13 protein-coding genes and 1 pseudogene are annotated in these 8844 nt (G+C 61.3%); all 14 read right to left on the bottom strand.

Translation table 11 applies throughout. From position 1 onward, the window contains the following. A pseudogene (locus Q0S71_RS07210) lies at nt 1-362 on the bottom strand (hypothetical protein); the annotation flags it as partial. 30 nt (nt 363-392) lie between these two features. Then, on the bottom strand, nt 393-797 hold the full coding sequence (locus Q0S71_RS07205) for a DUF2280 domain-containing protein (RefSeq protein WP_295993477.1): 405 nt from the start codon (nt 795-797) through the stop codon (nt 393-395). A 48-nt stretch (nt 798-845) separates the two neighbouring features. Further along, the gene (locus tag Q0S71_RS07200) at nt 846-1151 is read right to left on the bottom strand and encodes a hypothetical protein (protein ID WP_295993475.1); all 306 of its coding nucleotides are present in this window, start codon (nt 1149-1151) and stop codon (nt 846-848) included. Then, on the bottom strand, nt 1148-1618 hold the full coding sequence (locus tag Q0S71_RS07195) for a hypothetical protein (protein WP_295993473.1): 471 nt from the start codon (nt 1616-1618) through the stop codon (nt 1148-1150). Before Q0S71_RS07195 ends, Q0S71_RS07200 begins: the two co-directional genes overlap by 4 nt. A 128-nt stretch (nt 1619-1746) precedes the next feature. Further along, complete coding sequence (locus tag Q0S71_RS07190) at nt 1747-2376, bottom strand: DUF6651 domain-containing protein (RefSeq protein ID WP_295993470.1); 630 nt, start codon at nt 2374-2376, stop codon at nt 1747-1749. A gap of 76 nt (nt 2377-2452) precedes the next feature. Next, nucleotides 2453-2755 (bottom strand): hypothetical protein, encoded by a 303-nt coding sequence (locus tag Q0S71_RS07185; protein WP_295993468.1) that lies wholly within the window; start codon nt 2753-2755, stop codon nt 2453-2455. Nucleotides 2756-3465: 710 nt separating this feature from the next. Beyond that, on the bottom strand, nt 3466-3759 hold the full coding sequence (locus Q0S71_RS07180) for a hypothetical protein (protein ID WP_295993464.1): 294 nt from the start codon (nt 3757-3759) through the stop codon (nt 3466-3468). Beyond that, complete coding sequence (locus tag Q0S71_RS07175) at nt 3756-4007, bottom strand: hypothetical protein (protein WP_295993461.1); 252 nt, start codon at nt 4005-4007, stop codon at nt 3756-3758. Before Q0S71_RS07175 ends, Q0S71_RS07180 begins: the two co-directional genes overlap by 4 nt. A gap of 137 nt (nt 4008-4144) precedes the next feature. Continuing rightward, entirely contained in the window at nt 4145-4294 is a 150-nt protein-coding gene (locus Q0S71_RS07170; RefSeq protein ID WP_295993480.1) for an AlpA family transcriptional regulator, read from the bottom strand. A 71-nt stretch (nt 4295-4365) separates the two neighbouring features. Continuing rightward, nucleotides 4366-4572, bottom strand: a complete 207-nt coding sequence (locus tag Q0S71_RS07165; protein ID WP_295993458.1) for a DNA-binding protein — start codon at nt 4570-4572, stop codon at nt 4366-4368. Nucleotides 4573-4680: 108 nt separating this feature from the next. Continuing rightward, nucleotides 4681-5535, bottom strand: a complete 855-nt coding sequence (locus tag Q0S71_RS07160) for a hypothetical protein (protein ID WP_295993456.1) — start codon at nt 5533-5535, stop codon at nt 4681-4683. Between the two features lie 83 nt (nt 5536-5618). Continuing rightward, nucleotides 5619-6146, bottom strand: coding sequence for a hypothetical protein (locus tag Q0S71_RS07155; RefSeq protein ID WP_295993453.1), 528 nt, complete (start codon nt 6144-6146; stop codon nt 5619-5621). Between the two features lie 37 nt (nt 6147-6183). Then, nucleotides 6184-7452, bottom strand: coding sequence for a tyrosine-type recombinase/integrase (locus tag Q0S71_RS07150; RefSeq protein ID WP_295993450.1), 1269 nt, complete (start codon nt 7450-7452; stop codon nt 6184-6186). Between the two features lie 191 nt (nt 7453-7643). After that, nucleotides 7644-8735: a redox-regulated ATPase YchF gene (gene ychF, locus Q0S71_RS07145; RefSeq protein WP_295993447.1), complete on the bottom strand. Its 1092-nt coding sequence runs from the start codon at nt 8733-8735 to the stop codon at nt 7644-7646. Nucleotides 8736-8844 lie beyond the last annotated feature (109 nt).

Here is an 8844-nt window from a genome sequence, read left to right as displayed (position 1 = left end):
AGGTATGTCTCGGCCGCGTCCTTGTTGTTGCCGATATTCACGCCTGCTCGCTGCGCCAGGGCATTGAAAATCACGTCGAGCGTGTGGGCTTGTGTCAGCAACATAGCCTCCGGGCGGTTCAAATTGCCAGCTTTGGAGTCGTTCACATGGCGGGCCAATTCGTCCACCATCGCACCAAGGGAGGTGTTTGCAAGCGATGTATCAAAGGCGCGCATCGTGGCAGTAGCGCTCACGACAGGGTGCAGGCGCGCCTTTACCTCGGCCGCGTCCGGGTTCTCGCCCGGCTCCAGGTCGATATGAAGCGCGTTTCTGTCGACTACCGCTGGCGCTTTATTTTTGGTGCCGTCATTGGTCTTGCTCATTTTTTCCTCTGCCCTTTCGAGCGTTAAATTTCAATCCGCAATGCTGTCCACCCGCTCAAGACGCTGGCGTTTCTCATACATTCCGCCGACCTCGCGCGCGGCCTGCTGTATGAGCTGCACGGCCAGGGCGAGGTTTCCCATTCGCTCGGCCTTGCCAGCCATCCGGTCAAGCGCACGAAGACGGCCGGCTCGACTGGCAAGGCCGATGTCGTCCAGTTCGGCCAGCAACTTCGCCCGGGCTTCGTAGAACAGCACGCACAAAGCTGGGTTCAGCTTGGCGCCGGCACGCCGCTCCGGGTGGTGCGCTTCCACACACTGGCGACTGACTTCGATGGCAAACACGGCTTTGACGGACTCGACCACCTGCGTAGGCGTCGCAAAGCACGCGAGCTCAGTCAGGATATGCATTCTTACGGCTGTGGGCAGGCCTCTCATGGCTCTCCATTGTCAAGTTTTGTCAAGCTGTGTACATCTAGCCAGCGCTCATTTTGCGTCCGCCAGCAGCACCATGGCGCCGCCCACATCGATGATGTCGGCCACGTCCAGGCGGCCACGTTGCTTGGCACAGGCCTTTGCGAGCGCACGCAGTGCGGCCAGCTCCTTGCGCTTGAGCTCGGTCAACTGGCGCGCGGCGTTGCCTTGCTGGGTGTAAGCCGGCGAAAATATAGACAACCCCTCGGTCTTGAGCAGCTTGTCCAGACGGCGCTTCTCGGCGCCGATGGCCAGGCGGCGCGCATGAGCGGCATGCCACATGAGCGCGGCGTGAATTAGTTCGCGGTCATTGCTCATTTCAGGCTCGCCACGATACCGTCGACGATGGCCTGGTACCGCACCACCGTCAGCGCCACCATGCCGCTGGGCGCCTGCTTCGACCAGCCGTCCTCCAAGCGCTGCGCATATGGCAGGTTGTTCGTGATGAAGTAGTGCCTGCCGGCAGCCTGCGGCGGGATGGCGGCCATCATGCGCGCCTTCGACGCTGCGCCGCTGGGGTCGATGTCGGGCAGCGTGTCGGTGACGGGCTCGTCAACGCCCAGCTGCCAGTTGCCCTTGAACCGGCCACCGACGTAGCCGGGTGGCAGCGCCGGTAGGCCGCGCTCCTTCCGCTCGATGTTCTCGGCCCATTTTTCCTTGTCGCCGACCGGAGAGCGCAGGATCAGTTCGTCGCCTACCTCCTGCAGCACGCGGCGGACCACCTGGTCAGTGTCCTCCTTCGTTTTCGCGACCCATGCCGCGATTTGTAATGCGAATGTACCCATGATTTCCTCTGCTGGTGAGTGGCAATGTGGTTGGGAGGCGCGGAGCGGGTCGCAGCGACGCGCGTAGCACCTGCCTGGCGTGGTTGGACCAGCGGAGCGGCAAAAGCCGCTCAGCGGCCCGATTTCGCTTAGTCCACGACCTTGCCGCCGGCCTTGAAGTGCGCGCCGCGCTCCTGAGTTCCCATTACATCGAAAGCCGCACGGGTAACGGTCTTGCCGGTTGGGGTTGGTGGGGGAGCCGCTGGGGCCGCGCCTGTGGCGCTGTCGCTGATCCGGCCGCCGCCGCCGAGGAACCGTACGCGGGTATCCTGCGGCATCGCGTCGAATGCGGCGCGGCTGACCGTGGCGCCGGCTGGCTGCTGGCCGGCAGCCGGTGCTGCACCTGGCGCACCGCCTGCGCCGGGCTCGCGCTGAATGATGCTCTTACTCTCGTAGCGGTCGACCAGTTGGGCGAATGCCTCATCGAAGTTGGCGGCCTCGCCGTGGCGCGTAGGCGAGTACATCTGGATGCCGTGCTTGTCGACCGCCACCAGCTTGCCAGCCTCGATGCGGAACGCGTCGCCGAAGAAAGATGCCGCCACATCGGCCGGCAGCTTCAGGCCGGCCATCACCGGCGATGTCTCGAAATGCTTGCTCAGCGCCAGCCTCCAGGCGGCGGCGCCGTCGATTTCGCGCTCGGTGCCGTTGTCCATGACGTACACGGGCACGCCGTTTTTCAGGATGGCATGCTTGCCGTCAGGGGTGGTCTTGATCTTCATAGGTGTCGCCTTTCGTTTCAGATCCCGGGTTCCGCCCGGTCGGTTTGTACTGCTGGCGCTGGTTGGCGCCGATTTCCTACGCTGGCCAAGCCGTCACGCCGGCCAGACCCAACCTGCCGAAGACCTCCTTCAGCGAAGCAGTGCCGGCCGCCTCGCATGCCTCGCGCGCCATCCTGGTGACGCGGCGCGACATCGTGCAGCGCGCCAGCAGCGTGCCGAGGATGTCGGCCTGTTTGTAGCCACCGGCAGCGGCGGCGCTAAGCACGCCGTCGACAAGGTGCGCGGCAATCTGCCTTGCCTGAGGTGTGAGCATCGCAGGCGCGCCGTGCAGCGCGATGGCGGCCGTCTGGAGCATTACGTTGGGCGATTTCTTGGTCATATCGTTCTTTCTTCCCGGTGTCCGGGCGGTGATGTTTGTGGGATCGGTGGTGGCTGGCGCTGTTCGTCGTCTTGGCATTGCTCTATGCTGCGGCTGTCGACACTCAATTGCATCCTGCTGCCTCCAAAACTTCAACAGCAGATGGCAAATCTAGAAGGTCTCCGTCTGACGGAGTAGAGAGGCACCCCAAAATGCCCCGGATAGCTCCGTCAGACGGAGTAGGCGGCATGGTCTTTGCTCCGTCAGACGGAGCTACAGGAACCCTGCCTACTCCGTTAGACGGAGTAAGGGCGTTAATTTTTCCCGACTCACATTTTCGGTAGGCGCCGCGTTCGAATGCCACCCTCACGCCCGGGTCGTATGCCGGGCTTGGCACGAGAGCGTGCCATGTCACGGCAAACCAAGATGCCTTGTTGGGGCGCTGGCCTTGTACGGTTTGGAAAACAAATCCCTTCGCCAAAAGGTCTTTCTTTGCGCGGTCAATTACGTCGTCCGATTTCCATCCACGTTTCGACAAGTACGCGCTGGACGCCAACAGGCGGCCATTGTTGTCCTTGCCGAGTTGGCGCGCGAACTCCATCAGCAGACTGCGCGCAGGATGCGACAGGGTGGCGTAGGCGGGGCAATCAAGAACAGACCATGGCAGAGCCACAAAACCGCCGCCGTCGCGGCCTGAGTCGCCTTTCTTGCGGCTGCTGGTGGCGCCCACGTTATGCCTTTTTCCCGAGCGGGAGACGGAGGCCTGTCTGGGCGAAGATAATTGCGCGAGACGATTCCACGTCAGCGACAATCAGGTCGCGAACCAGTTGGCGCGCATCGAGATCCAGCTCAATAGAGAGCTGATTGGTTAGCAGGTTGTATGCCTCTAACAAGTCCGATTGAAGTTCGCTGACTATCTCCAGGGCGAGGTCGTGTCCTCCGGATCTCGCCTCGTTGGCTGATTCAATCGCGCTGCTCAGGGTGATACAGGCGCGTACAGCGGCGTTGACCAAGGGCGCGCTCATTGGCCGGCCTTCAGGGCGCGCAGCCGCAGCCACGCGTTGATGGCACGGCGGTCGGCATCGTCCAGCGCGTACACGCCGAAGCGAACCGGGTTGCCGTCGCGGTCGATGCCAGGCGTACGGTGGCATGCAGCGCGCAGGCCACGGCGGCGCAGTTCGGCAATCAGGTCGGGGCCGTTGCTGGCGCCGGCGATGTGGTCGATTTCCTCGCGCTTGCGCGGGCGAGTCATCAGCGATTGGAGTACGCGCAAGTGGCGCGCGTTGTCAGTGCCCGAAAATTGAGCAGGTGATGTAGAATGCTCGGCAGGTTCAGCTTTTGGGAAGAGGTCCGGTTCTGCTTGGCGGCGGCCGGGCCCTCTTCGTTTTTGGGGCTTGTGTAGCGGCTCCATCAAGCACCTCCCGCCGACGTCCGCGACTGCATCCACGCATGGACATCCTCAAGGCGCCATGCCGTCACACGCGCTGACAACTTCACCGGCTGCGGGAACTCACCCGACTTCACTTTGCGCCACAGAGTAGCGGCTGAGAACGGGACCATGGCCGGCACCAAGTCGGATTGGCGTATGAAGCCCACGGCTGGGCGCTCTGCCAGATTCACGGCGGCGCTCATTAAACACCCATCCCGGTCAGGCGGCGGATTTCGGCAGTCGGCCAGGCAAGGCGGCGATTGATGCGCAGCGGGCTGATGGGTCCGCCATTGCAGGCCCACAGGCGCATCGTTTGTTTGCTGCGGTTGAGGTAGTAAGCGGCTGCAGCATTGCCTACGGTTGGGCTGGTGACTGTTTCCAGTGGGGGGAAGGTCTGCGGGACGGGCACTTGGGCCTCCTACTTGATTGAGAAGGCCCCTATTTCATACCGCATTGTTGACTCCACAAAATCTACATATTTTTTGCAGAGAAATTACATACTTTTTACATACTTCCGTCAACTCGTCGTATGTTTGACTGATGTCGGGCTGTCGAGTATTGAATTAGTCGGCAAGCCAACAGATGCCCTCTCGCTTATTTTTCCTTCCTGCTTCGCCCACTTAAGTGCGATGGCGACATCGTAATACCCCTTGCCCCGGCTCGCGCTTTTGAGTTCCGTCCGGGATGCATTGTTGATATCAGCCTCTACGCTGGGCCATACATTTCTGTATTTTGATATCAATGCGGACTTCTTCATCTTTTCGCCTTGCTGGCCAGCGGTTGAGATTTCTGCGGGGCCAATTGCTGGCGCTGGCGTGCCAGCTTCATCGGCTTTCACTTCGAATGGTTCCGGAGTTATAGCGAGCCGTCCCAGCAAGCGACGCAAACGATTCTCGTCGTCGTCAGAGAAATCATCGCTAGGAACATACGAACCGGCGCTCATGAACACGACCGCATCTCGGAGTTCATGTGAAAGCATCAAGCCTGAGCGCTCCAACAGCAGCACCGCGTCGCCAGGGTGAATGAAGTCAGCAACTTCCTCGGCCCGCATCGCCATAACGATACGGCGGCGCAAAGCATCATCGCTTGAGGATTGATTCGGCACAGCCGCTACGGCTTCCTGCATCTCGTCAATACCCCATACCCTCAACTCCGCCAGCTCGACGTAGCGCAAGGACTGAGCAGCCTCTTCGGACCGAATGCCATAGGTACTATAGAGTGCACTGCGGTCATGCACCAGCATGTCACGCACAAACAGCGCGGTACCATGTAGCATGTCTTTTGCTCGGGTAGGATGGCACCATGCCGGCTCCGGCCGGGCGGTACTGGAATCATCTTCAGTCATTGGCACCCCTTCAGGTGTCGCCTTCATGAATAGGTGCCACACCCGGCCGGTGAAGGAGCCGGCGTTCGACCGCTAAGTCTAGGGTGTGGCGTAAATCGTGCCTAATGCGGTCAGGCAGCCGTAGGGTTGTTCTGAATAACCCTGCCTCGTGCTTCGGTCCATTTTTCCGCCATAGCCTCTATCCCCTGCCCTTGCCAGTCGATATTGCACCACCCGTTATTGGCGAACACTTGAAAAAGCAGTCCATCAAGGGGAATATTGTCAGTGACTGCATACCAATGTGCAGGGTTGGCGCCTTGGCGACGACCTACTTGCTCCATCGCCCTTTTCTTTTTCGGGGCAGTTCCTGCGGCTACACATGCGTTTTTCCACTCAAGCAATCGACTGTCATCTGCCAGTAGCCCGAACCTGACGCACCCAAACTTTTCCACCTGCTCGTCAAACGTCAGCTTTATTAAAGCCGTGCCGCGACTATTGCCAACCATTTTCGTGGCTGTAGGCTCCCAGCTTTGATTGGCGGAAAACCAGAGCATAGGCACTTCGTCGGGAACACCAGCATTACTGGTTTTCAACTCACCAGATTCCACCATTGCCGGGAGATAAGCCCAAGGAGCATAGTGCCAAACCATTTTTTCCATATTAACTTTCAAATGTCGATTATTGGATGGACCACGATTAGGCGGCTCCAGCGCGCAGCGGCACAACGTCGGCGCCAGCAGTCCAGGCATCCAGCAAATTCGCCCACGCAGCCATCATCTTCGCGCGGTCAGCCAGATAATCCGCGTGATTGTAAGTGCGCCGTACAGAGTTCGGCTCGGCGTGCGCCAGCTGACGCTCAATCCAGTCCGAACGATATCCCAGCTCGTTCAACCTAGTGCTGCCGGTGGTCCTGGTGGCATGGGGGCTATATTTGCCAGCCCAGTCCAGCGCATAGAGCATTTGCCGGAACGAGGCTACCGCCATCGGCCCTTCCCTGTTGTCGCGCCCAGGGAAGACGTGGGCATAGCGGCCAGTGATGGCCTGGAGCGCCCGCAGCGCGATAACGGCCTGCGCCGGCAGCGGGATGGCGTGGGCTTCGCGCTTTTTCATCCGCTCGGCCGGTATGCGCCAGATGGCCGCCTCCAGGTCGAACTCATCCCAGCGCGCCTCGGCTGCCTCGCTGGGCCGGCACAGCGTCCACCACATCAACCGGAACGCGGTGAGCGTTTCATGCCGCCCGCCGTGCCCGTCGACGGCGCGCAGCAAGGCGCCAATCTCGTTCGTCGTCAGGGCGCGCTTGTGCTGCGTCTTGTTCGCCGGCAGCGCCTTGCGGACCGGGTGCACCGGGTCGGCCGTGGCGCGCAAGGTCGATATCGCCAACTCGAACACGCCGGACATGGTGCGCTGCGCTTCTGCGGCCACGGTCGGCCCGTTCGCCTTCGCTGAGGTGGTCAGCACGTCCAGCACATGCGCCGACGTCACCCCAGCGACAGGCAGCGCGCCGATTTTGGGAAATACCACGCGGGTCAGCATGTCCAAGCGCCGCGCCTTGGTGACGTCCTCCCAGTCTTTCAGCGCCAGCCATTCCTTGGCGACTGCTTCAAACGTGGTCGCATTGGCCTGCTCCCGCTTGATGCGGTCCAACTGCCGGTTGTGCGCCGGGTTCAGGCCCTGCTTGACCAGCGCGCGCGCCTTCGTACGCTCGTCTCTGGCTTCGGCCAGCGTGAACACGCCGCCGGCGCGCCTGGCCGCCGCCTGCTCGGCAGACTCGGCCGCCGGCGGCGATGCATAGGTGCCGATGGCGAACACACTTTCCTTGGCCACGCCGTCCTGGCGCAGCTCGAAACGATAGCGCCAGGCTTTTACTCCGTTCGGCTTGACTTCCAGATACAGGCCGTTCCCGTCGGGCAGCTTATACGGCTTTTCCTGGCGCTTGGCGTTCTTGCACTCTCGGTCGTTCAGCATGGTTTCCCCTATGAAGAAGCGTACCCGGTAAATTTTGAGACGCTTCCGATGTCATACCCGGCATCGTACCCGGTTTTAGATGAGATGCAAAGACATTGAGTGAGACGACCAGACATGAAAAAGCCCCGTATCTACGGGGCTTAGTGGCATTTCTGAGGTAAGGTGAAATGCGGTGATTCGATGCTTCGCGTTTAGACGTTGAACAGGAAGTTCAGCACGTCGCCGTCTTTGACGACGTATTCCTTGCCCTCGGCGCGCATCTTGCCCGCTTCCTTGGCGCCGCCCTCGCCCTTGTACTGGACGAAGTCGTCGTAGGCGATGGTCTGGGCGCGGATGAAGCCGCGCTCGAAGTCGGTGTGGATCACGCCGGCCGCTTGCGGCGCCGTGTCGCCGACGTGGATGGTCCAGGCGCGCACTTCCTTGACGCCGGCCGTGAAATAAGTCTGCAGGCCGAGCAGGTTGTAGGCGGCGCGGATCAGACGGTCCAGGCCGGGCTCTTCCATGCCCATGTCGGCCAGGAAGGCGCCCTTGTCGGCGTCGTCGAGGTCGGCGATTTCCGCTTCGATGGCGGCGCAGATGGCGACCATGGGCGCGTTCTGCGACTTGGCGTAGGCGGCCAGCTGGTCCAGCAGCGGGTTGTCCTTGAAGCCGGTGTCGGACACGTTGGCGACGTACATGGCCGGCTTGGCCGTAATCAGGCACAGCGGCTTGATCAGCAACAGTTCGTCGGCGTCCAGGCCCATGGCGCGCACTGGCTTGGCATCGTTCAGGTGCGGCATCATGCGTTCGAGGATGGCGACCAGCTTGGCGGCATCCTTGTCGCCGGAGCGGGCCTTCTTGTGTTCGCGGTGGATGGCTTTTTCGACGGTGCCCATGTCGGCCAGCGCCAGCTCGGTCTGGATCACTTCGATATCGTCCAGCGGGCTGACCTTGCCGGCCACGTGGATCACGTTGTCATCCACGAAGCAGCGCACGACGTTGACGATGGCGTCGGTTTCGCGGATGTGCGACAGGAACTGGTTGCCCAGGCCCTCGCCCTGCGACGCGCCCGCCACCAGGCCGGCGATGTCGACGAATTCGACGATGGCGTTGACCATGCGTTCCGGCTTGACGATGAGGGCCAGCGCGTCCATGCGCGGATCCGGCACTTCGACCACGCCGACGTTGGGCTCGATGGTGCAGAAGGGATAGTTTTCAGCCGGGATGCCGGCCTTGGTCAGGGCGTTGAAGAGGGTGGACTTGCCGACGTTGGGCAGGCCGACGATGCCGCATTGGAGACTCATGTGAACCTTTAATAATCAATATTGCCGGCAAGCGGCTAGTGAAAAACGGCCGCGCAGGCGACGTTTCCTGAAAAATGGGTGCTAATGCTGCGTATAAGGGGTCAATTGT

Source organism: Rugamonas sp. (assembly GCF_025354735.1).
Lineage (GTDB): Bacteria > Pseudomonadota > Gammaproteobacteria > Burkholderiales > Burkholderiaceae_D > Rugamonas.
Note: the sequence above shows the minus strand (reverse complement) of the source record. Positions and strands in the feature narration are given on the sequence as shown.